21 protein-coding genes are annotated in these 22394 nt (G+C 66.9%); 9 read left to right on the top strand and 12 right to left on the bottom strand.

Features of this window, described 5'->3' with window-relative positions; translation table 11 throughout:
* Positions 1-15 precede the first annotated feature (15 nt).
* Positions 16-1596: an acyl-CoA synthetase gene (locus ACWDUN_RS28365; RefSeq protein ID WP_449933997.1), complete on the bottom strand. Its 1581-nt coding sequence runs from the start codon at positions 1594-1596 to the stop codon at positions 16-18.
* 119 nt (positions 1597-1715) lie between these two features.
* On the opposite strand from ACWDUN_RS28365, the gene ACWDUN_RS28360 reads away from it, so the two are divergent.
* Together ACWDUN_RS28360 and ACWDUN_RS28355 are read left to right on the top strand one after the other, a co-directional pair.
* On the top strand, positions 1716-3635 hold the full coding sequence (locus tag ACWDUN_RS28360; protein ID WP_449933995.1) for a flavin-containing monooxygenase: 1920 nt from the start codon (positions 1716-1718) through the stop codon (positions 3633-3635).
* On the top strand, positions 3632-4519 hold the full coding sequence (locus ACWDUN_RS28355) for an SDR family NAD(P)-dependent oxidoreductase (protein ID WP_449933993.1): 888 nt from the start codon (positions 3632-3634) through the stop codon (positions 4517-4519). Before ACWDUN_RS28360 ends, ACWDUN_RS28355 begins: the two co-directional genes overlap by 4 nt.
* A 19-nt stretch (positions 4520-4538) precedes the next feature.
* On the opposite strand, the gene ACWDUN_RS28350 is transcribed toward ACWDUN_RS28355, so the two are convergent.
* Together ACWDUN_RS28350 and ACWDUN_RS28345 are read right to left on the bottom strand one after the other, a co-directional pair.
* Positions 4539-5165, bottom strand: a complete 627-nt coding sequence (locus ACWDUN_RS28350) for a Dabb family protein (RefSeq protein WP_449933992.1) — start codon at positions 5163-5165, stop codon at positions 4539-4541.
* Positions 5158-5505 carry a hypothetical protein gene (locus tag ACWDUN_RS28345; protein ID WP_449933991.1) on the bottom strand — a complete coding sequence of 116 codons (348 nt, stop codon included), beginning with the start codon at positions 5503-5505 and terminating at the stop codon, positions 5158-5160. The genes ACWDUN_RS28350 and ACWDUN_RS28345 overlap by 8 nt, the downstream gene beginning before the upstream one ends.
* A gap of 100 nt (positions 5506-5605) precedes the next feature.
* Here ACWDUN_RS28345 and ACWDUN_RS28340 point away from each other — a divergent pair, with 100 nt between their 5' ends.
* Positions 5606-6829, top strand: a complete 1224-nt coding sequence (locus ACWDUN_RS28340; RefSeq protein WP_449933990.1) for an NADH:flavin oxidoreductase — start codon at positions 5606-5608, stop codon at positions 6827-6829.
* A 6-nt stretch (positions 6830-6835) separates the two neighbouring features.
* Here the strand turns inward: ACWDUN_RS28340 and ACWDUN_RS28335 are convergent, their stop codons facing one another.
* From ACWDUN_RS28335 to ACWDUN_RS28310, 6 genes are all read right to left on the bottom strand, one after another.
* Positions 6836-7795 carry an alpha/beta hydrolase gene (locus tag ACWDUN_RS28335; protein ID WP_449933988.1) on the bottom strand — a complete coding sequence of 320 codons (960 nt, stop codon included), beginning with the start codon at positions 7793-7795 and terminating at the stop codon, positions 6836-6838.
* Between the two features lie 29 nt (positions 7796-7824).
* The gene (locus tag ACWDUN_RS28330) at positions 7825-8706 is read right to left on the bottom strand and encodes an IclR family transcriptional regulator (protein WP_449933986.1); all 882 of its coding nucleotides are present in this window, start codon (positions 8704-8706) and stop codon (positions 7825-7827) included.
* A gap of 215 nt (positions 8707-8921) precedes the next feature.
* Positions 8922-10382: an FAD-dependent oxidoreductase gene (locus ACWDUN_RS28325; protein WP_449933984.1), complete on the bottom strand. Its 1461-nt coding sequence runs from the start codon at positions 10380-10382 to the stop codon at positions 8922-8924.
* Entirely contained in the window at positions 10379-11287 is a 909-nt protein-coding gene (bphC, locus tag ACWDUN_RS28320) for a biphenyl-2,3-diol 1,2-dioxygenase (protein WP_449933983.1), read from the bottom strand. Before bphC ends, ACWDUN_RS28325 begins: the two co-directional genes overlap by 4 nt.
* Before the next feature lie 13 nt (positions 11288-11300).
* On the bottom strand, positions 11301-12482 hold the full coding sequence (locus ACWDUN_RS28315) for an acyl-CoA dehydrogenase family protein (protein ID WP_449933982.1): 1182 nt from the start codon (positions 12480-12482) through the stop codon (positions 11301-11303).
* 92 nt (positions 12483-12574) lie between these two features.
* Positions 12575-13636, bottom strand: coding sequence for a 2Fe-2S iron-sulfur cluster-binding protein (locus ACWDUN_RS28310; protein ID WP_449933980.1), 1062 nt, complete (start codon positions 13634-13636; stop codon positions 12575-12577).
* 134 nt (positions 13637-13770) lie between these two features.
* On the opposite strand from ACWDUN_RS28310, the gene ACWDUN_RS28305 reads away from it, so the two are divergent.
* From ACWDUN_RS28305 to ACWDUN_RS28290, 4 genes are read left to right on the top strand one after another with little or no spacing between them, the layout of a single operon-like run.
* Positions 13771-15381, top strand: coding sequence for a flavin-containing monooxygenase (locus ACWDUN_RS28305; RefSeq protein ID WP_449933978.1), 1611 nt, complete (start codon positions 13771-13773; stop codon positions 15379-15381).
* Positions 15381-16178 (top strand): mycofactocin-coupled SDR family oxidoreductase, encoded by a 798-nt coding sequence (locus ACWDUN_RS28300; RefSeq protein WP_449933976.1) that lies wholly within the window; start codon positions 15381-15383, stop codon positions 16176-16178. The genes ACWDUN_RS28305 and ACWDUN_RS28300 overlap by 1 nt, the downstream gene beginning before the upstream one ends.
* 2 nt (positions 16179-16180) lie before the next feature.
* Positions 16181-17011: a mycofactocin-coupled SDR family oxidoreductase gene (locus ACWDUN_RS28295; protein WP_449933975.1), complete on the top strand. Its 831-nt coding sequence runs from the start codon at positions 16181-16183 to the stop codon at positions 17009-17011.
* Between the two features lie 8 nt (positions 17012-17019).
* Positions 17020-17790, top strand: a complete 771-nt coding sequence (locus ACWDUN_RS28290; RefSeq protein WP_449933973.1) for a hypothetical protein — start codon at positions 17020-17022, stop codon at positions 17788-17790.
* Here the strand turns inward: ACWDUN_RS28290 and ACWDUN_RS28285 are convergent.
* Together ACWDUN_RS28285 and ACWDUN_RS28280 are read right to left on the bottom strand one after the other, a co-directional pair.
* Positions 17768-18991, bottom strand: a complete 1224-nt coding sequence (locus ACWDUN_RS28285) for an NADH:flavin oxidoreductase (protein ID WP_449933972.1) — start codon at positions 18989-18991, stop codon at positions 17768-17770. The genes ACWDUN_RS28290 and ACWDUN_RS28285 overlap by 23 nt on opposite strands.
* 24 nt (positions 18992-19015) lie before the next feature.
* On the bottom strand, positions 19016-19630 hold the full coding sequence (locus ACWDUN_RS28280; protein ID WP_449933970.1) for a TetR/AcrR family transcriptional regulator: 615 nt from the start codon (positions 19628-19630) through the stop codon (positions 19016-19018).
* An 82-nt stretch (positions 19631-19712) separates the two neighbouring features.
* Here ACWDUN_RS28280 and ACWDUN_RS28275 point away from each other — a divergent pair, with 82 nt between their 5' ends.
* A complete protein-coding gene (locus ACWDUN_RS28275; protein WP_449933968.1) occupies positions 19713-20570 on the top strand; it encodes an SDR family oxidoreductase in 858 nt (285 codons plus the stop codon).
* On the opposite strand, the gene ACWDUN_RS28270 is transcribed toward ACWDUN_RS28275, so the two are convergent.
* A complete protein-coding gene (locus ACWDUN_RS28270; protein WP_449933966.1) occupies positions 20554-21411 on the bottom strand; it encodes an alpha/beta fold hydrolase in 858 nt (285 codons plus the stop codon). The genes ACWDUN_RS28275 and ACWDUN_RS28270 overlap by 17 nt on opposite strands.
* Positions 21412-21599: 188 nt before the next feature.
* On the opposite strand from ACWDUN_RS28270, the gene ACWDUN_RS28265 reads away from it, so the two are divergent.
* A complete protein-coding gene (locus ACWDUN_RS28265; protein ID WP_449933965.1) occupies positions 21600-22385 on the top strand; it encodes a 2-keto-4-pentenoate hydratase in 786 nt (261 codons plus the stop codon).
* Positions 22386-22394: the final 9 nt, after the last annotated feature.

Below are 22394 nucleotides of genomic sequence, written 5' to 3'. Positions count from 1 at the left end.
GCGTCGGCTGGTGTGTCAGCCGGGATTCTGGGCGCCGGTGAAGTGGTCCCGCAGCACCCGCTTGAGGAGCTTGCCGCTGGGGTTCTTGGGCAACGCGTCGACGAAGAACACCCGCTTGGGCGTCTTGAACCCGGCCAGATGTGTGCGGCAGTGCGACACCACGTCGTCCTCACTGAGCTGGGTGCCGTCCCGGGAAACCACCGCGGCCGCCACGGCCTCCACCCACGTCGGGTGCGGCAGACCGAACACCGCCACCTCCTCCACCCCGGGGTGCCGGTAGATGACCTCCTCGACCTCGCGGCTGGCCACATTCTCACCGCCGGTCTTGATCATGTCCTTCTTGCGGTCCACCACATGCAGCAGCCCGTGCTCGTCGTAGTAGCCGAGGTCCCCGGAATGGAACCAGCCGCCCCGGAACGCCTCGGCGGTCTTGGCCTCGTCGTCGAGGTAACCCAGCATCAGATGCGGGCTGCGGTGCGCGATCTCGCCGACCACACCCGGTACCACCGCGACGTTGTCGTCGTCGAGGATGGCGGTCTCCACATTGATGACCGGTCGGCCCGCCGAGCCGGCGTGTGCGTCCTGCTCGTCGGGCCCCAGCGCCGACGCCAGCGGCGCCATCTCGGTCTGGCCGTAGAAGTTGCACAGCCGCAGATTGGGCAGCCGCTCGCGCATCTCGGCCAGGATCTCCACCGGCATGGCGGACGCACCGTAGTAACCTTTGCGCAGGCTGGTCAGATCCACCTGGTCGAACACCGGAGATCGCAGCAGGGAGATCCACACCGTCGGCGGCGCGAAGTAGTTTGTCACCCCGTACTTTTCGATGGTGCGCAGCACCAGCTCAGGGTCGGCCTTGGGCAGGATGATGCTGGTGGCGCCGAGGTAGATGTCGGTGATCAGGAAGTTGTCGAGCTGCGCGCAGTGGTACAGCGGCAGCGAGTGGATCTCCACATCGCTGGCTTCCATCGAGCCGGCGATGATCGAGCTGATGTAGTTGCCCATCAGGCTGCGGGTCGAGTGCATGGCGCCCTTGGGATGCGACTCGGTGCCGCTGGTGTACATCAGCCGGATCATTTGGTCGTCGTCGATGTGCGGGCTCGGGGCGGCCGAATCGGTCTGCAGCCACTGATCGAAGTCCGACCAGCCGGTCGGCGGTGTCTGCCCGGGCAGCACCAGCGCGGCCGTCGCCGCAGCGGTCCCGCTCGCGTGCATCGCCGCCTCGGCGGTCGGGGCCAGGTCGGCCTCGACCAGGAACCCGGTCACCTGGCTGTGCGCGAGAATGAAGGAGATCTCCTCGGCGGTGAGCATGAAATTGATCGGGACCAGCACCACCCCGGCGCGGGCGGTGGCGAATGCCAGGACCGCGTATTGCCAGCAGTTGTGGGCCAGCACCGCGACCCGATCACCCACGCCGAAACCGTTGTCGCCCAAGGCGGCCGTAGCGCGGTCGACCAGACGCTCGAACTCGGCGAAGGTCAGGCTGACATCACCGTCGATGATCGCGGTCTTGGTGGGCTGCTTACGTGCCGAACGCCGCGGGATATCGCCGAGGGCATGGCTTCGGGCCGAGGCGAGAACGGCCTGCAGATCATCCATGATTCGGACTGTAGGGGCCGCCGGACCGGTGTGATCGCGCGACGTCCCGCTCAGTAGAAGACGCTGGCTCGCACAAGCCCGGACGCTCACATACTCGATTCAAGAATCAAGGAGGATCGATGACGATCGCTGTGACCGTGGCAGCAGACCAGAAGTCGCTGGACCCCCAGGAACTGCGGGCCCATCTCGCCAACGCCGACGCCGGCATCCTGGTGGCGGTGTTGGCGCAGTTGACCGGTGACGCCAGTGTCGTGGACCGGTATGCAAGCAAGATCTCGTTCACGCCGGACCCGCCCGAGCAGACCGGCAGCACCGATCCGGAAACCCACGCCGAACTGGTCGAGGCGGTGGTGACCGCGCTGGAGAGCCCGCGCCCGGCGGATGCCGTGCCGTTCGATGATCCGGAGTTGTTCGCCGCTGTCGCACCGTTGGCGCTGGGCACCGAGGTGGGCCAGGAGTACGTCGGTCTGCTGCTGGAGCAGGGCGGCTTCCATGCCTCTCAGCCGGTGCTGCCGCGCACCGCGACGCTGCCCACCGGTTTCAAGGTCGTCATCATCGGGGCCGGTATCGCCGGCATGGCCGCGGCACTGGAGTGTGCCGCCGCCGGTATCGATTACGAGATCATCGACCGTAACGACGAGGTCGGTGGTACCTGGTACACCGCCGTGTACCCCGGTATCGGGGTGGACACCCCGTCGGCCTATTACTCGCTGTCGCGCGATATCAACGGCGACTGGTCGAGCTACTACCCGCAAGGTGCGGAATACCAGCGCTACCTGCAGTCGGTCGCCGACAAGAACGGGCTGCGCGAGCACACCCGGTTCAGCACCGAGGTGACCGCACTGCGCTGGGTCGCCGACCGCAACATGTGGGAGGTGCACAGCACCGGGGCCGACGGCACCACCGACGTCTCCTACGCCAATGTCGTTGTGCCCGCGGCGGGTTACCTGAACCGGCCGCGGTGGCCCGAGCTGCCCGGGCGGGAGACCTTCGCCGGGGTGAGCATCCACTCGGCCGAGTGGGATCCCGAGCTGTCGCTGCGCGGCAAGAAGGTGGCGATCGTCGGTGCCGGCTGCACCGCCGTGCAGATCGTGGACGCCTCGGTCGACGAGGTCGAGCACCTGACGGTCTTCCAGCGTCAGCCGCACTGGGTGGCGCCGCGCAAGCGCCTGACCGACGACGTTCCTGAGCACCGCCGCTGGCTCAACGCACATGTGCCGTACTACGCCAACTGGAACCGGCTGAAGTCCTTCTGGGGCACCGCCGACAACAACTATCCGGTGATCGTGCGTGACCCCGAGTGGGCGGCCGAGCATCTGTCCATCTCTCCGGCCAATGACGTGCTGCTGCAGATGTGCCTGGAGTACATCGACCGTGTCTTCGGCGCCGGTTCCGAGCTGGCCGCGAAGGTGACACCGGACTTCGCGCCGTATGGCAAGCGCATCATCCGCGATCCGGGCGGCTACTACGCGGCGCTGGCGCGTGACCATGTCGACGTGGAGGCCAGCGAGCCGGCCAGCGTCAACGAGCGCGGCATCGTCACCCAGGACGGCCGCCAGATCGACCTGGACGTCATCATCTACGCCACCGGTTACTACCTGGACTTCCTGTCCACGGTGGACATCGTCGGCCGCGACGGGATCAAACTCGCCGACGTCTGGGGTGACAGCCCCAGTGCCTACCGCGGTGGCCTGGTACCCGGTTTCCCGAACATGTTCATCTCCTCGGCCCCCAACTACAGCCCGGGCCACGGTGCCGGCCACAACTTTGGCGTCGAGGTCATGGTGCACTACGTGATGGAGTGCCTGCAGCTGATGGCCGAGCGGGGTGCGCAGACCCTGGAAGTCAAACCGGAGGCGTTCGAGACCTATGTCCGCTCCATCGATGACGCGATGGCGCGGACGGTGTGGTGCCACACCCCGACCGCGCACACCTACTACCGGTCCGGCGGCCGCATCGTCACGGCGTTCCCATTCAAATTGATCGAGGTGTGGCAGAGCCACCGCGCCCCCAACGAAGAGGATCTCGTCGTCGGATGAGTGAAATCCTGCACGGTAAGACGGCTTTGGTCACCGGCAGCAGCCGGGGCATCGGGCGGGCCATCGCCCAGCGGCTGGCCGCCGAGGGCGCAACCGTGGCGGTGACCGCCCGGTCCTATCAACCCTCGGCGTCGACCAGGGCCGGAACCACGGCCGAACTGCCCGGAACCATCGGGGAGACCATCGAGTTGATCGAGGCCGCCGGCGGCAAAGCCTTCGGCATCGCCTGCGATCTGGAGGACGCCGACCAGCGGGCGCGGCTGATCGACCAGGTTGCCGAGCGCACCGGCCGGTTGGACATCCTGGTCAACAACGCCGGATACGCCGACTACTCGATCATCGGAGACATGCCGATGGCGACCTTCGAACGGACCGTGGAGCACTATGTCCGCACCCCGTTCGTGCTGACCCAGCAGGCCGTTCCGCACATGCGCAAGCAGGGCGCCGGGTGGATCGTCAACATCGGCTCGGTCACCGGCCTGGCGCCCGCGCGGCCCTACCGCGAGTACAACAAGACCTCGGGTGACGTCATCTACGCCTCGATGAAGGCGGCACTGCACCGTTTCACCCAGGGGGTCGCCGCCGAGCTGCTCGACTCGAACATCGCGGTCAACGTGGTCGGCCCGTCCAGCGCGGTGCGCACACCCGGTGCGGCCAGCCTGATCCCGGACACGTTTCCGACCGAACCGGTCGAGTACTTGGCCGAGACGGTGCTGGCGATGTGTCACCTGCCGGCGGCCGAGCGCACCGGTCTGGTCGCGTTCAGCCTGCACTACCCGTGGTCGCAGAAGCTGACGGTGCACAGCCTCGACGGCTCCACGGAACTGCCGCCGTTGGAGCCGCCGGCCGCCGCGAACCCGAACATCCTGCCCCACGGGCTCTGAGGCCCTGCGGTACGCGCCGTCAGCGGAGCACGCGGTCGCTGTCGGTGCAGAAGCTGTGACAGACCCGTTCGCGCACAATGGCTTTCGGACATTCCGGATCGAACCATTGGTCGACCACCGCCCAATGGATCGGGTGCATCAGGTAGGCACCCATGATGCCGTCGGCATCGCTGAACTCCTGCTCGAAAACGTGCGTCCAGGTGTTCCCGACGGTGTGTTCGGGTCGGCTCAGCTGCCAGGCGCTGATGGTGGACACGTAGCGCGGCAAGAGTCGTAGGTCGGCCTCGAAGCGGGCCATCGTGTCGGCATCGGTGCCGTCGGAGACCCGCAACAACAGCGCGCGGTAGACGCTGCCGGTCGGGCGGTCGTCGATGGCGACGGGTGAGCCGTGGTAGTTCGCTCCGTTGACGCGGGTGACGGCGGGGTCGGCCAGGACGGCGTCGACCGCCGAGGCTGCCTCGGCCCATCCTTTGCTGTCGGCAAAACGCAGGTGCAGAAGCAGATCACCGCCGTTGCGGCTGCCCGCCAGTGTGGGGGACACCAGCGTCCGGGCGGCGCCGCTGCGCTGCGCCGCGTCGGTGAGCGCCTGTCGGATGCGGTCGCGATGGGCCTCCGCGACGTCGACGAGCCGGGTGACATTAAACATCGCAGAGCCCTTCGACATCATCGTGGGCGGCGGCCGCGCTGCGTTCCCGATCTAGCACGAGGTCGGCGACGCTGTCCCACCAGGCGCCGACGGCGGGGTCGGGTCGGCCCTTCCAGGTCATCTCCCACCACGCCTGCGCGCTGGGCAGAGTCCAGGTGACGGTGACCGTGTTGGGCTCGGTGTCATACCAGATCGGGGGCGAGATCAGCACATTGACCAACGTCATGCCGCGTTCGCGGGCGCCCGGGGCGTACCCGGACAGATAGTTGTCGATGAACTGCCGGGCGCATCCTGGCCGGGTGATCACCCGGTCGATGACGAAGACCTCACCGTCTGCCATGGCGACGACTTTAGAGTTCGGTGTTATCTCGGGAGTCGGTCGTTCCCGACCATCGGGAGCGCTCATTGACGCGATCGGGCCGTGAAAGGACGGTGGCTTCATGACCGATGCCTTCAGTCCGGTACAGATCGGACCCGTCCGACTGCGCAACAGGATCATCAAAGCCGCCACCTCCGAGGGGCGATCGCCCCAGGGGTTGGTCACCGATGATCTGATCGACTTCCACCTCAGCTTCGCCGAGGGCGGTGTCGGGATGACCACCGTCGCCTACTGCTGTGTCTCGGCGCAGGCGGCGAGTGCTCCCGGCCAGATCGTGATGAACGACGAGGCGCTGCCCGGCCTGCGCAAGCTCACCGATGCCGTCCACGCCGCGGGCGCCGCCATCTCGGCGCAACTCGGGCACGCCGGGGTTGTTGCGCACAAACGGCTTACGGGTGTCACCCCGCTGGCGCCCAGCAGGTTCATCAACCCGACATCGTTTGCTTATTGCCGGGAGATCAGTCGCAGCGAGATCGCCGCGGTCATCGATCAATTCGGTGCGGCGGCGCGGGTGGCCGTCGACGCCGGATTCGACGCGGTGGAACTCCACTTCGGGCATCTATATCTGCCCAGTTCATTTCTCAGCCCGCTGATCAACCGTCGCAAGGATGAGTACGGCGGCGATATCGACAACCGATCACGACTGGTCCGTGAGATCGCGCAGCGGGTGCGTGAAGTGGTCGGGGACAGCATCGCGCTGATCGCCAAGTTGGATATGGACGACGGCATGCCGGGCGGCATCTGGATCGATGAGGCCCTGCGGACGGTGCAGCTGCTGGACGCCGACGCCACACTGGACGCCATCGAACTGACCCAGGGTTCTTCGGTGTACCGGCCGCTGTACCTGTTCCGCGGTGACGTGCCGGTCCGCGAGTTCGCCAAGGTGATGCCGCCGATGCTTCGCCCCGGCGTGCGGCTGCTGGGCAAGGGCGTGATGGGCAGTTACCCCTATGAAGATCTGTACATGCTGCCTGCCGCGCGGCAGTTCGTACCGATCATGAAGAACACCAAGTTGATCCTGCTCGGCGGCATCACGAACCGTCAGCACGTCGAGACGGGCATGCGCGAGGGATTCGACTTCGTCGCCATGGGCCGGGCGCTCCTGCGCGAGCCGGACCTGGTGGACAAGATGGTCGCCGATGCCGGGACGCGGAGCCGCTGCAACCACAACAACAGGTGCATGGTGACGGTGTTCGGTCGCACGCACTGCGTGCTGGACCCGCAGCAGCGTTATGGGTCTGCCGAATCCATGGACGTCACCGCCGGCGGAACCATCCGGCGGTGACGTGGCTCATGGGTTGACCGGACCGCTGATCACGCCGGTGAGGTAGGCGCACGCCTGGGCGCGGGCCTCCTCGCAGATCGCCAGGCTCGGCATGGTCATGAAACCGTGCACGCCGCCCTCGAAGTAGCGCTGCACCACCGGCACCCCGGCCCGCTGCAGGGCCTCGGCGTAGGCGATTCCCTCGTCGCGCAGCGGATCATGACCGGCCACCACGGCCACCGTCGGCGGCAGCCCGGACAGGTCCTCGGCGTGCAGCGGTGAGGCGTAGGGATCGATCCGATCGGTCACGGCGGGCACGTACTGGTCCCAATACCACTGCAGCGCGGGCAGCGGGTTGTAGTAGCCGTGGCCGAACTGCCGGTAGGACGGGGTGTCGAAGTCGGCGGCGATGACCGGATACAGCAAGAGTTGACCGGCCAGTTTGGGGCCGCGGCGGTCGCGCGCCATCAGCGCGGTGACGGCGGCGAGGTTCCCGCCGGCGCTGTCCCCGCCGACCACCAGAGCCTCCGCGTCGTCGCCGAGTTCGGCGATGTGCTCGGCCGCCCACATGGTCGCGGCAAAGACATCCTCGGCCGCTGCCGGCCACTGGCCTTCCTCGGCCGCCCGCCGGTAGTGCACCGAAACCAGCACGGCGGGAAGACGATTGGCGAAGTCCCGGCACAAGCCGTCATGGCTGTCCAAGTCGCAGAACACCCAGCCGCCGCCGTGGGCGTACACCAGGGTAGGCACTGCGTTGCCGACCGCGGCTTCGGGCCGGTAGATACGCACGGTCACCGGACCATCCGGACCGGGTATCTCGCGATCCTCGACCGAGGCGACCGGCTCGGGATCGGCCACCGCCACCATCCGCGACCGGATCGCGGCACGGGCCTCGTCACCGGTCATGGTGTGGACCGGTGGGAATCCCCCATCCAGTACCTCGATCATGGCGGCGATCTGTGGATCGAGGGTCTCGCTGTCGCTCATGGCCGGTCGATTCACTCCGCAAGCGTCGCTCATGCCGGCTGCAGGCCGGGTTTGCGCATCACCGTGCGGTTGATCGGGCCACCGCGCAACGGACGCATCTGCTGCAGAGTCGGTGTCACCCGCATCGGGCCGCCCTCAACGGCACGCCAGATACCCATGGCGGCCATCCGCACCGGCGCCACGAGCTGCTGGTCGAACTTCATCTGATTCATGGGTCCACACACCGACACCGCGGCGACGGCCTGACCCGGATCGCCGATAGGGGCTGCGACACAGCCGAATCCGGGGACCGACTCCTCGCGGTCGAAGGCAACGCCGTGGGAACGGACCTTCGCTAGTTCGGCGCGCAGCTGTGCGGGCGTGGAGATTGAGTACTTGGTGCGACGGGGCAGGGCCGAGGCGGTCGACGCGTCGAGGTCCGGCTCGCCGGCGAAGGCCAGCATCGCCTTGCCGACGGCGGCGCAGTGCGCGGGCTGGCGTCCGCCGACGCGGGTCGGGATGGCGGCGGTCAGGCGGTTGCCCACCTTTTCCATGTACACCACATCCGAGCCCTCCAGCACCGCCAGGTGGACGACCAGGCCGGTGGCGGCGTGCAGTTCGTGCAGCATCGGGATCGCAGCCTTGTGTAGCCGGTCCTGGTGAACGGCCAGCGAACCGAGCTCGACCAGCCGCATGCCCAGCTCGTAGTCACGGCCGGAGCGGCGCAGCCAGCGCAGCTGGACCAGCCGCTCGAGCATGCGATGTGCGGAGGAGCGCGGCAGCCCGGTGCGCCGGACGATCTGGGCCAGCGTCAGCCGGCCGGGGCCGTCGAACGCGTCCAGCACTAGAGAGACCCGGTCGATGACAGCGCTCGGGGTCTCGGCGGCTGCCTTGGTGGCGGGTGCGAGCGGGCTTTCGATGGTCACGGTCATCGTGGTCCTCCGGGGCTGTTCATATTTCTATTAGTCATATACCTAATGCTCATATAGGAGTATCACACCGCTGTGGCTGCTGTCACATAGATCGGCCGATTCTCAGGTAGCGAACAACGCCGAAAGCCGGGTGTGCTACCGCACAACCCGGCTTGACCTGAGGCTTTATGAACCCAGTTCGGTTACAAATTGATTGCCTCGGCGTGTCGCCTCCGTCAGGCCGACGCCGCGCTGCGACCGGCCCGCCGCCCGTAGAAGCTGCCGTCCCCGAGCGATACGCCGCTGGCGTAGCCCCAGGCGGCGAGTCCGGCGGCCGACCGCCCCGCGGCGAACAGGCCGGGAATGGGGTCACCGCTGACGTGCAGCACCTCGGCATCGAGCGTGGTGGCCAGACCGCCGAGAGTGAACCCGCCGGTGCTTTCCCGCAGATCGATGGCGCCGACGGGGGAACCGATCGGCTTGATCCACTGCGGCTTCTTGTGCAGCAGCGGATCCTCGCCGCGCGCCGCGCCCTCGTTGTAGGCCGCGACGGTGGCCTGCAGCGAGCCCGGAGCCAAACCGATCTCGGTCTCGAGTTCGGCGACGGTGTCGGCGACCCAGGTCGGCGGCCGCAACATCAACTGCGGCGACAGCGAGGCCATCGCCTCTTCCTGCGCGTCGCCGTCGATGATCAGATACGCCGTGTTGTCCTGGTGGTACAGCGTCAGCTGGCCGATGCGGCCCGGATAGGTGTCCTCGGCGACATAGCGTTGCCCCCTGGCGTTGACCAGGATGCCGCGCACCAACTGCTGCGGGTCGGCGAAGATGGCGACCTCGGTGGCGTCCATGTGGGCCAGGTCGGCTCCGAGTGCCTGGGCCATCTGGATGGCGCGGCCGTCGTGCTGCTCGATCGAGGCGGCCGGTCGGCCGGCGATCCGCGGGGCGTACTGCGCCACCATCGCCTCGTTGTAGGCGAAGCTGCCGGTGGCCAGCACCACACCGCGCCGAGCCCGGATGGCGACCTCGTCGCCGTACTGGCGCGCGACCACACCCACGACCCGACCGTCGGCCGAGACGACAAGCCGTTGCGCCCGAACGTCATACAGTGCGCGGGCACCGGCCGCGGTCGCCGTCTCGACGAGTGGCTTCATCAGCATGTATCCGGCGGAAGCCTCGCCCTGCTTCTTGTTCGACATCTGCGGGACGTGGCCGCGCGGGGCGGGGGTGGCGATGGTGTTGAACGGGAACGAATTCTCGCCACCGGAATACATCAAGCCCTGATCGCCCATCGGCTCCCAGCCGGGCTCGCCGAAGAACTCCTCCTTGAACGTCACCCCGCAGCCGACGAGCCAGTCGAAGTGCGCGACGCTGCCCGCGCAGTAGTCGTCGATGCGCTTCTCGTCGGCGCCCGGTCCCATGGCGATCTTGAGAAAGGCGGCCATGTTGTCGACGGAATCCTCGAAACCGCAGGCCTTCTGGACCGAGGTGCCACCGCCCAGGTAGATGAAGCCACCGGCCATCGAGGCCGCGCCGCCCCAGGAACCGGTGCGCTCGAGCACGAGCACATCGGCACCGGCGCGCGCGGCCTCCACGGCCGCCGAAGCACCCGCCACGCCGTAGCCGGCGATGACGACGTCGGCCTCGTGGTCCCAGCGGGAGATCTCGGCTTCGGCGACCGGGACGATATCGCTTGTCACGGGCGCATCGCGGCAGGCAGGTCGTCGACCCACTGGTGGCCCCAGTAGCTGTCGGCGGTGATTTCCTCAGCGGTGTAGTAGTTCTCGTCGACCCGCATGCCCTCGGTGCCGAACTCGATATCCCAGTCGCCGGGGGCCCGGACGTAGAAGGACACCATCTTGTCGTTGGTGTGCCTGCCCAGCGTCGAGGACAGCTGGAAGCCATCGGAGTTGATGCGGTCCAGCGCCTGGCCGACCGCGTCGAGCGTGTCGACCTCGACCATCAGGTGGATGAGGCCGGGATCGCGCAAGGTCGCGGCGGGGCACAGCGCCAGGCTGTGATGGCGCTGGTTGACACCGAGGAAGCGCACCCGCACCGGGCCGAACTCCGGCGGCACCGGCACCCGGAATGCGCCGCGGGACTTGAATCCAAGGACCTCGGTGTAGAAGTCGAACATGCCCGGCACGTCCAGCGCGGGCAGCACCACGTGGCCCAGCCCCTGCTCGCCGGTCACGAACTTCGCACCGAACGGCGTCACGATCGGGCTGTGGTCGAGCACCGCGCCGTGGAAGACCTCCAGCGAGGTCCCGGCCGGATCTTCGAAGGCGATGACCTCTTCGACCCGACGGCTGTCGGCCTCGGCCAGGGACAGCTCCTTGTACGGGGTACCCGCCGCTTCCAGCCTGCGCTTGACCTCATTGAGATCCGCCGAGTCACGCACCTCCCAGCCGACCGTGACGATCCTGTCGGTGTCACCGGGGGAGACGATGATGCGGGCGGCCCGCTCGTCCATCCGCAGATACAGCGAATCCGGATCGGGTCCACTGCCGGTCGCGAAACCCAGTGCGTCGAAAGCGAATTGGCGCCAGCGCGGGATGTCCGTGGCCTGCACGGTGACATACCCAAGACTCTTGATCAAACTCATGTGTCGACCTTTCCTAGATCATCGCCCGCAGCGGGCCCTGCGGGTCCACCCCGAGCGAACTGAGTGCCGATGCGTGATAGACGGTGCTGGGGACGTGGATGGCGTGCGCCTGACCCACGTGCACATCGCGCCAGTACCGCTGCAGCGGCTTGTCCATCCGGGTGCCGTTACCGCCGCAGCGGGCGAAGATCTCGTCGACCGCGGACACCGCGCGCCACACCGCGCGGACCTGGGTGCGCCGACCGGCCGCACGATCCTCGAAGGACACCTCCTTGCCTGCGTCGACCATGTCGTAGATCCGGTCGACGTTGGCCAGCAGTTCCTGGCGGGCGGCGTTGATGTCGGCGGCCGCCTCACCGATCGCGTACATCACGTACGGATCGTCCTTGATGGCTACACCGCTGGAATTCACCCGCTGGCGCTGGTAATCCAGCGCGGCGGCCAGTGCACCCTCGGCGATACCGATGGTGGCCGAGGAGATGCCCAACGGGAACATCGTCGACCACGGCATCAGGTACAGCGTCTCGGTCATGCCGGCCTCGCGCTGGGCGGTGCCGTCCATCACCTTCATGGCGTCCATGGTCCGGTAGGACGGCACGAACGCATCCTTGACGATGACGTCCTTGGACCCGGTGCCGCGCAGGCCCACGACATCCCAGGAATCCTCGACGATCTCGTAGTCCTTGCGCGGCAGGATCATGTGCAGCATCTGCGGCGGCATCAGCGGCTTGCCCTCGGCGTCACCGATCATGGCACCCAGGAAGATCCAGTCGCAGTGGTCGGTGCCCGAGCTGAACTGCCAACGGCCGTTGAAGATGTAGCCGCCGTCCACCGGTTTGGCGACACCCTGCGGGGCGTACGGCGAGGCAACCCAGGTATCGACATCGTCGGCCCAGATCTCGGCGCCGACGCGCGGGTCGGCGTACGCGAGCTGATAGGGGTGGACCCCGACCACACCGTTGATCCAGCCCGCGGCCGGGTCGAGCGCCGCGGTGGCCATCACGGTCTCGGCGAACTCGCGCGGATGGACCTCCAGGCCGCCGTGCTTCTTCGGTTGCAGCAGACGGATGTTGCCGAGCTGCTTCATCGTCTTGACCGTGTCATCGGTCAACTTGCCGATCTTCTCGGCCTCCTCAGCCTGTCCACGCAGTTGGTCTGCGACGTCGGCAAGGCTGTCGATCACCCGTTGTGTCATACCTACGATGGTCGCGCCTGGCGGCCTCGACCCGCAGGTGCCGTCCCAGTGAGCGGAAGTGAATCGGGGCCACGTTTATGGTGGCAGCGGCTCTAGAACTCGACCTTGATGGTGTCCGACAGCGGGCAGGCCTGGCAGGCGAGGAACAACCCGTCGGCGATGTCCTCCTCCTCCAGGATTGCCGCATTCCCGAGGTCGACCTGGCCCTCGACAACGGTGGCCGCGCAGGACCCGCAGTTGCCCTCCCGGCAGGAGTAGGGCACCTCGATACCGGCGGCCATCATGGTGTCGACGAGGTTGCGTCCCACCGGCCACGTCAGGTGATGGACCTCACCGTCGATGGAGATCTCGGCGTCGGCCCCCTCCCCGTCAGCAGGCAGATCCTCGACCGCCACCTCGGCGAACGGGTCACCGTCCAGGGACTGGAACACCTCCAAATGGACGTGCTCCCGTGGGATTCCGGCCTCGGTGAGCGATTCCTTGACCACCGACATGAACGGCGCCGGACCGCAGATGAAGGATTGGTATCCCGAGAAGAGCCGGGCGAAGTTGCCCAGCTGCGCGAGCGTGGGCAGGCCTTGGATGGACTCCAGCCAGTGCAGCACGGTGAGCCGGCCGGCGTACCGCGCCGCGAGCTCGCGCAGTTCGGCGGCGAAGATCACCGAGGCCTCGTCGCGGTTGGCGTAGCACAGCACGACCCGTCCGGTGCCGGCGACCAGCACCGATTTGAGGATGGACATCACCGGCGTGATACCGCTGCCGGCGGCCCACAGCAGGAAGTCACCGTCGAGATCGCGCGGGGTGAAGATGCCCGACGGTGGCAGCGACTCGATGGTGTCGCCGACGGAGACGTTGTCGCACAACCAGTTCGAGCCGTACCCGCCGTCGGTGCGCTTGACGGTCACCTTTGGTGCGTCGTTGGTGTGCGGGGAACTGGCCAACGAGTAGCACCGCGCCACCGAACCGGTCTGATCGCTGGGAATCCGCAGGGTCAGGAACTGGCCCGGGCGATAGTCGAACCGCGTCTGGTGTTCGCCCGGTACGGCAAAGACCAGGGATTTGGCATCGCGGCTCTCCTCGATCACGTCGGTGACGGTGAGGGGCACTGCGCGGGGGGCGGCCGGGGGGCGGCTGCCGGTTTCGACGTCGCTCATGGTCTGCAGTGTGACCCATACCGGGACTCGGATGCGCCGGCGCTACCAGTGGACGGGACGAAACTCAGATTCCGATGACCATTGACCGGGAGAAGATCGGACCTGGTGTCCGCGCAGGTCCTAGCGTTCACGGTGTGAGTGAGAGTGCAGACCATGTCGACGTTGTTGTGGTTGGTGCCGGATTCGGCGGCCTCTACGCCCTGCACAAGTTCCGGCAACAGGGCCGGTCGGTGCGGGTGTTAGAGGCGGCGCCCGAGGTCGGCGGCACCTGGTACTTCAACAGGTATCCCGGTGCCCGATGCGATGTCGAGAGCCTGGACTACTGCTACTCGTTCTCCGAGGAACTGCAGCAGGAATGGACCTGGACGGAGAAGTACGCCACCCAGAGCGAGATCCTCGACTACATCAAGTGGGTCGCCGACAAGCTGGATCTGCGGTCGGGCATCACATTCAACACGCGGGTCATCTCGGCGGTCTTCGACGAGGACGCGCTGCAGTGGACGGTGACCACCGACACCGGTGAGACTGTCACGGCCCGCTTCGTGGTGATGGCCACCGGTCCGCTGTCCTCGCCGCTGAAGCCGAACATCAATGGGCTCGACGACTTTGGTGGTGAGGTTTACCACACTGCGCACTGGCCACACGAGGGTGTCGACTTCACCGGCAAGCGGGTTGCGGTGATCGGCACCGGTTCCTCGGGCATTCAGTCGATCCCGATCATCGCTGAGCAGGCGTCGCAGCTCTACGTCTTCCAGCGCACCCCGAACTACAGTGTGCCCGCGGGCAACCGGCCGCTCAGCGCCGACGAGATCACCCAGGCCAAGGCCACCTACGATGAGCGCAGGCGGATGTCGTGGCGCAGCGGTGGTGGATCGCCGCACGTGGCACATCCGAAGATGACCATGGAGGCCAGCCCCGACGAGCGTCGCGATGCGTTCGAGAAGCGTTGGCAGCTGGGCGGTGTGTTGTTCTCGAAGACCTTCGCCGATCAGATGATCGACATGGAGGCCAACGAAGAGGCGCGCAAGTTCTACGAGGAGAAGATCCGCGCGATCATCGACGATCCCGAGGTCGCCGAACTGCTGATCCCGAACGATCATCCGATCGGCACCAAGCGGATCTGCACCGACACCAACTACTTCCAGACCTTCAACCGGTCCAACGTCACATTGGTCAGCGTCCGCAAGACGCCGATCGAATCGATCGACGCCACCGGGATCAACACCACCGCCGACCATTTCGACGTCGACGCGATCGTGCTCGCAACGGGTTTCGACGCCATGACCGGCACGCTGGCCAAGATCGACATCGTCGGCCGCAACGGTCAGAAGCTCGTCGAGGACTGGGCCGACGGCCCGCGCACGTACCTCGGCCTGGGTGTGGACGGGTTCCCGAACCTGTTCCTGGTGTCCGGCCCGGGTGCGCCCGCGGTGCTGGCCAACATGGTGCTGCACGCCGAAGCGCACATCAATTGGATCGCCGACGCCATCGACTACCTCGACGAGCACGATGTGGACGCCATCGAGGCGACCGCCGACGCGGTCGACGACTGGGTCGCCGAATGCAACAAGCGCGCCGACGCGACGCTGTTCCCCAAGGCCAACTCCTGGTACATGGGCGCCAATGTGCCCGGTAAACCCCGGGTATTCATGCTCTTCATCGGCGGGTTCGCCACCTACCTGGGGATCTGCGCCGACGTGGCGAACGCCGGCTACAAGGGATTCAGCCTGCACAAGGGTTCGTGATGCCGGACCTAGCCGACAGGGTCGCGGTCGTCACGGGCGCGGCGCGCGGCACCGGCCGGGTGCATTGTGAACGCCTGGCCGACGCCGGCGCCGACGTGATCGCCGTGGATACCGGTGACCCGAGCGAGTTGGCCGCCACCGCTGACGCAGTGACCAGCCGGGGGAGGCGGTGCTTCAGCGGTGCGGCCGACGTCCGTGACCTGGACGCGCTGCAGGCGGTGGTGGCGGCCGGTGTCGCCGAACTGGGTCGCCTGGACCTCGTGGTGGCCAACGCGGGGATACACATCGCCGGCGCGCCGACCTGGGAACTGAGCGCCCAGGCGTGGGCAGACACCCTGGACGTCAACCTCACCGGTGTCTGGCACACCGTCAAGGCCACCGTCGGTCACCTCGGCCCGGCCGGCGGGTCGATCGTGATCATCGGCTCCACCAATGGTGTTCGTGGGACCGCGAACACCGCGCACTACACGGCCAGCAAGCACGCGATCGTCGGACTGGCACGAAGCCTGGCCAACGAACTCGGGCCGCGCAACATCCGCGTCAACGTGGTGCATCCGGGTGCCGTCGGCACCGCGATGGTCCGCAACGAGGCGACCTACCGCCGGCTGTGCCCGGACATCGAGAACCCCACCGAGGCCGACGCGGCGCGGGTCCTGACCGCCCGCAACCTGCTGCCCATTCCCTGGGTGGAACCGGTCGATGTGGCCAACGCGGTGTGCTTCTTGTGCTCGGATGAGGCGCGCTACATCACCGGCACCCAGCTGGTTGTCGATGCCGGTCTGACGCAGAAGGCGTAGCGGTGGGCAGGATCAGCGGCAAGGTTGCTGTGATCACCGGTGCCGCACGCGGAATCGGTCGTGCCCAGGCGGTGCGGTTTGCCGAGGAGGGCGCCGACATCATCGGCGTCGACCTGTGCGGGCCGGTGGGCACCGTAATCATTCCGCCCGCCACCCACGAGGACCTGGCCGAGACGCAGCGCCTGGTGCGGGCCGCCGGTGGGCAGATGGTGTCCGCGGTCGCCGACGTGCGTGACGTCGATATTCTGCGCGCTGCGGTCGATGCCGGGGCCGCGCAGCTGGGCGGTATCGACATCGTCTGTGCGACAGCAGGTATCACCTCCCGTGCCACCGCGGTGGAGATGGCCGAGGACACCTGGCAGACCATGCTGGACGTCAACCTCACCGGGGTGTTCCACACCTGCCAGGTCACGGTGCCACACCTGATCGCCCGCGGCGGCGGGTCGGTGGTGTTGGTGAGTTCGATCGCCGGGCTGCGCGGTCTGGTCGGGGTCGCCCACTACACGGCGGCCAAGCATGGGATGGTGGGGTTGATGCGCAGCCTGGCCAATGAGCTCGCCCCGCACCGGGTCCGGGTCAACACCGTGCACCCCACCAACGTGGACACACCGTTGATCCAGAACGACGCAGTCAGCAGCGCGTTCCGGCCGGACCTGGACCGGCCGCCCACCCGCGCGGAGTTCGCCGCGGCCGCGCGCCCGATGAACATGCTCGACATCGCGTGGGTCGATCCGATCGATGTCGCGAATGCCAGCCTGTTCCTGGCCTCCGATGAGGCGCGTTACATTACCGCGGTCACCCTGCCGGTGGACGCCGGCAGCACGCAGCGCTAGGAGCCCCGGTGAAGAATTGTCCGCTGGTCTTCTTCTCGTTCGTCAGCCTGGCCGAGGCCGATCCCGACGGGCACCGTCGCTACAACGAATGGCACCAACTCGATCATCGCCCGGAGAATCTGGCACTGCCGGGGATCGCCTGGGGCGACCGTTGGGCACGTCCGGCGGATTGTAAGGCGGCTTCGATTGGCTCAACCGAGCAGGACGATACCGACTACGTTGCCATGTACTGGTTTCGAGATCCCGTCGAGCGGTCGATTCTGGAGTGGGAGCAGTTGGGAGCGGACTCCTTCCAATGGGGCCGCGGACCACTGATTCCGGGTGTCCGTCGCACACTGCTGGCGTTCTTCCGGCCGGTGAAGGGCTATTCCGCAGCTTCGGCACTGGTGGCGCCGGAGATCATCCCCTACCGACCCAACCGAGGCCTGTGCGTGACACTGACCCGCTACGCAGACCCGTTGGGATTGGACACTCACGCCGCGTACCAGTGGGAGGACCGCACGGTGATCCCGGCACTACTGGAGTTGCCGGGTGTCGCCGGGGCGTGGACGTTTGCGCTGGACCATCATCAACAGAACGGGATGCGGCTGCGCTCGCAGGACGCCGACGACGCCCCGGGCGGGCTGCGCCTGCGACTGCTCTACCTCGACGACGATCCGGTCGCCACCACTGCCCGGGTCCGGGCCCGCAGCGCAGAACTCGCGCAATCGGGCCCGGCCACCGGCGACGTGGTGATCGACAGTCCGCTACGGACAATCATCCCGTGGCAGGACTGGTGACCACCGTCAGCGGAGTTGCGGTCGGCGGCGCGATCGGGCAGCGCGTTCCGGTGAAGATGGTTGCCGCACAAATGTTGCAGTGGATGCACAGCGACTTGGTATTCGCTTCGCGCTGAATCTGATTGATCAGATCGGGTTCGCGCAGCAGCGCACGCGCCATGGCGACGAACTCGAACCCGTCCCGCATGGCGGTGGTCATGCCGTCGAGGTCGGTGACTCCGCCGAGCAGGATCAGCGGCAGGGTCAGCGCATCGCGGAACTGCCGCGCATAGTCCAGGAAGTACAGCGGCTGGTATGGGTAGGACTTGAAGACCGCTCGACCGAACATCTTGATCCCCAATTTCAACAGCGGGGACTGGGATTCGGCCATCTCGTTGAGCGGAACGTCACCGCGGAACAGGTACATCGGATTGAGCAAGGACGAACCGCCGGTCAGTTCCAGCGCGTCGACCGTGCCGTCGGCCTGCAGCATGCGCGCGAACTCCAGCGATTCATCCAGCCACAGACCGCCGGGCACACCGTCGGTCATGTTCATCTTGGCGATCACCGCGATCTTGCCGTCGGCGCTCTCGCGAACGGCCTGCAGTGTCTCGCGGGCGAACCTGGCCCGGTTGGCCAGTGACCCGCCCCATTCGTCGCGGCGGCGGTTGACGTTCGGGCTGAGGAACGAGCTGACCAGATAGTTGTGGCCGAGGTGCACCTCGACCGCGTCGAACCCGACTTCCCGGGCGTAGCGGGTGGCCTGTCCGTGCGCGGCGGTGATGCGGTCGATGTCGGCGCGGGTGGCCGCGCGGTCCAAGCTCATCGACAGCGGGTTCGGCCGGGTCGACGGCGCCAGGGACGGCAGCCCGTTGGATCGGGCATTGGCCACCGGCCCGGCGTGGCCGATCTGCGCGGAGACCTTGGCGCCGGTGGCGTGCACCGCGTCGGTGAGACGCTGCAGTCCCTCCAATGCCTCGGGCCGCCAATAAATCTGGTCGCGCTCGGTGCGGCCCTCGGGGGCCACTGCGAGGTAGGCCACCGTCGTCATCCCGACACCGCCACGACCGACGGCGGTGTGGAAGTCGATGAGTTTGTCGCTGACCAACGCTCCGGGGGTATAGCCCTCGAAGGTTGCCGATTTGATGACTCGGTTGCGCAGGGTGATTGGCCCGAGCTGGGCCGGTGCCAGTGGGTCGGGGACGGTCTCGACGTCCAACATGTGTGCCTCCTTGATGGTTGCCGGTTACTGGGCTGTGTCCGGGTCTTCGATGGTGAGCCAGCGCAGGGTGCGCTCGACGGCGTCGGCGGGGCTTCCCTCGGCGCCGGACTGTGCCCACGCGAGCAGGGCGGCGAAGGAAACCTGGTGGTAGGCAGTGGCGAAGGCACGGCATACCGGCTCGGGCAGATCGGGGGCGCGGTCGGCGATGTAGGCGCCGACGGTGTCGATCCAGGTGGCGTGCGCGGCGGTCGCGGCCGCCACCAACTCGGGTTCGCGTTGCATCACCGTGAGCCAGTCGGGGGTCAGGCGACGTACCAGCGCGCCGTGCGATACCGACTCCACCACCGCCGCCGTCACAGCAGCGGCCAGCGGTTGCGCGGGGTCCGTCTCGACCAGGGCGTCACGTAGCCGCGTCGTCGCCTCGGAGACACCCAACCAGGCGATATCGGCGCGGGACGGAAAGTGGCGCATCAGGGTTCGGGCGCTGATGCCGGTGGCCTCGGCGAGTTCGCGCCAGCCGGTGCCGGCGTAGCCGTCGCGGGCCCACAGTTGCAGCGCGGCTTCGGCGACCGCGACCGGGTCGAGCACGGTCGGGCGGCCGCGTCCTGGTTGTGGTGCCGAAGCTGGCATGCTTTCCATCGAAGCATTTTTGTCGTACCGTGTCAAAAATCAGGGCTGCAGCCGACGCGCAGCGTTCAACAGCAACGAAGGGCAGAGGTGCATGGGTACGTACGTGGTGAGTGGGTCGGCTTCGGGCATGGGGCACGCCGCCGCGGAAAGGCTCCGTGCCGCAGGTCATGTCGTGATCGGTGTAGACATCAAGGACGCCGATGTGGTGGCCGACCTGTCCACCGGAATCGGTCGTCGTACAGCAATCGACGCTGTCCTGCAGCGCTGTGACGGCGTCCTCGACGGCGCGGTGCTGGCCGCCGGTTTGGGACCGATTCCTGGACGGGAGCGGTTGATCGCCGAGGTCAACTACTTCGGTGTCACCGACCTGCTGACCGGCCTACGGCAGGCGTTGGCCCGCTCCGGGCGGGCCAAGATCGTGGTCGTATCGAGCAACTCGACCACCGTGACCCCGCTGGTGCCGCGGCGCGCGGTGCGCGCGCTGTTGAACGGTGATGCGGAGCGGGCGCTGCGCGCGGTAGGTGTCTTCGGGAAACGGTCTGCGCCGATGATCTACGCCGCATCGAAGATCGCGCTGTCGCGCTGGGTGCGGCGACACGCGGTAACCCCGGACTGGGCGGGTGCGGGGATACGGCTGAACGCGATCGCCCCGGGCGCCGTCATGACCCCGCTACTGGCCGAGCAGTTGACCAATCCGGACGAAGCCAAGGCGATCAGCGCGTTCCCGGTGCCGATCGGCGGTTTCGGCGACGCCGGTCACCTCGCGGACTGGATGCTGTTCATGCTCTCGGACGCCGCCGATTTTCTCTGCGGCAGCATCATTTTCGTTGACGGCGGCTCGGACGCCTACTTCCGCGCCGACTCGTGGCCGGCGCGGTTGCCCGCGGCGATGTTGCCGCGGTACACCGCACGATTCCTCGGTTATCGGCGCTTCATGCGCCGTCGGTGAGGAACGCCAGCACCGTCCGCTCGAACGCCGCCTTCGCTTCGATCATGACCCAGTGCCCGCAGTTGGGGAACACGTGCAGTTCGGCGTTGGGAATGGTCCGCATTGGCACCAGCGACATGTCCAGCGGGCTGACGCGGTCATCACGGCCCCAGGTCAGCAGCGTGGGCGCGGCGACCTTGTGCATCGTCGCCCACGGCAGCGGGAAGTCGGCGTTGCGCATCATCTCCATCATCGCTGCGAAGGCCGCCTTGCCGTACATGCGTCGCGCCGCCGCGAGCGTCTCCGGATCGGTGGCCAGCGTCCAGCGCTCCTCGATCAACTCCTCGGTCACCAGCGACTCGCTGTAGACCATCGAGCGCAACCAGTCGATGAGCCGCTGCCGGGTGGGGTCCTCGGTGAACTCCTGCAGCAGCCGGATGCCCTCGCTGGGGCCCGGGCTGTAGATGTTGGTGCCGATGCCGCCGATCGTCACCAGCTTGCCGATCCGGTCGGGATGCTTGGTGGCGAAGTTGATTCCGACGCCGCCGCCCATCGAGTTACCGATCACGTCGACCTTGTCCAGGCCCAGCGCATCCACGAACTGCACGGCGGCGCCCTGCGCGTCCAGCATCGGGTGGCCGCCGAAATCGTCGCTGACTCCGAATCCCGGGAACTCCAACACCAGGCAGCGGAAATGCTCGGCGAACACCCCCAGGTTGCCGCGGTAATTACGCCAACCCGTGACCCCGGGGCCGGATCCGTGCAGCAGCAGCAGCGGGGGACCGTCGCCGGCCTCGTGATAGCGCAAGACCCCGGAGGGAGTGCTGATTTCACGCTGGCTATCGGTGTAGTCGACTGTCATGATGTGATTCCACACGATCGGCATCGCAAATACACCCCGGATGCCGTAGAGCGGGATGCTCCACACAACTTGTGAGCCAGAGAACTTCCGTTCAGTGGACTCGGACCTTTTCCGCACTTGTGCACGTCGCACAATGGTGCCGATACCGCCCGGCGAGGGCGGTGCAGTTCTGGAGAAGGTGAGGACACATGCTGCCGGCCGACGTGCGCACGGAACTCGCGGCCGTTCTGGCTGAGGCCGAGCGCAGCAGGGTTGCGACGATGCCGTTGACGGATCGGTATCCGGATATCGATGTGGTGGATGCCTATGAGATCCAGTTGATCAATATTCGTCAGCGGGTGGCTGAGGGTGCTCGGGTGGTGGGGCACAAGGTGGGTCTGTCCTCGGAGGCGATGCAGAAGATGATGGGTGTCGATGAGCCCGATTACGGTCATCTGCTGGCCGATATGGAGGTTTTCGAGGACAAGCCGGTGGCGGCGGGGCGGTTTTTGTATCCGCGGGTGGAGGTCGAGGTGGGGTTCATCTTGGCCGATGATCTGCCGGGCGCGGGGTGCACCGAGGATGACGTGTTGGCCGCGACGGCGGCGTATGCGCCCTCGATCGAGTTGATCGATACCCGGATCACCGATTGGAAGATCAAGTTGTGCGACACGATCGCCGATAATGCGTCCTCGGCGGGGTGGGTGTTGGGGCGGGAACGGGTGTCGCCCAAGGACATTGACATCAAGAACATCAATGCGACCCTGAAGCGTAATGGTGAGGGGGTGGCCGAGGGGCGCAGTGATGCGGTGTTGGGTAATCCGGTGACCTCGGTGGCGTGGTTGGCGCGCAAGGTCGATTCGTTCGGGGTGCGGTTGCGGGCCGGGGACATCGTGTTGCCGGGGGCGTGTATGCGGGCGGTCGATGCGCGGCCGGGGGATGAGTTTGTTGCTGATTTCGATGGGCTGGGTTCGGTCCGTCTGTCGTTCGAGTAGGGAGCCTGT

The organism is Mycobacterium sp. NPDC003323, from assembly GCF_053589535.1.
The sequence above is the reverse complement of the archived record's forward strand: the minus strand, read 5'-3'. Positions and strand labels throughout refer to the sequence as shown.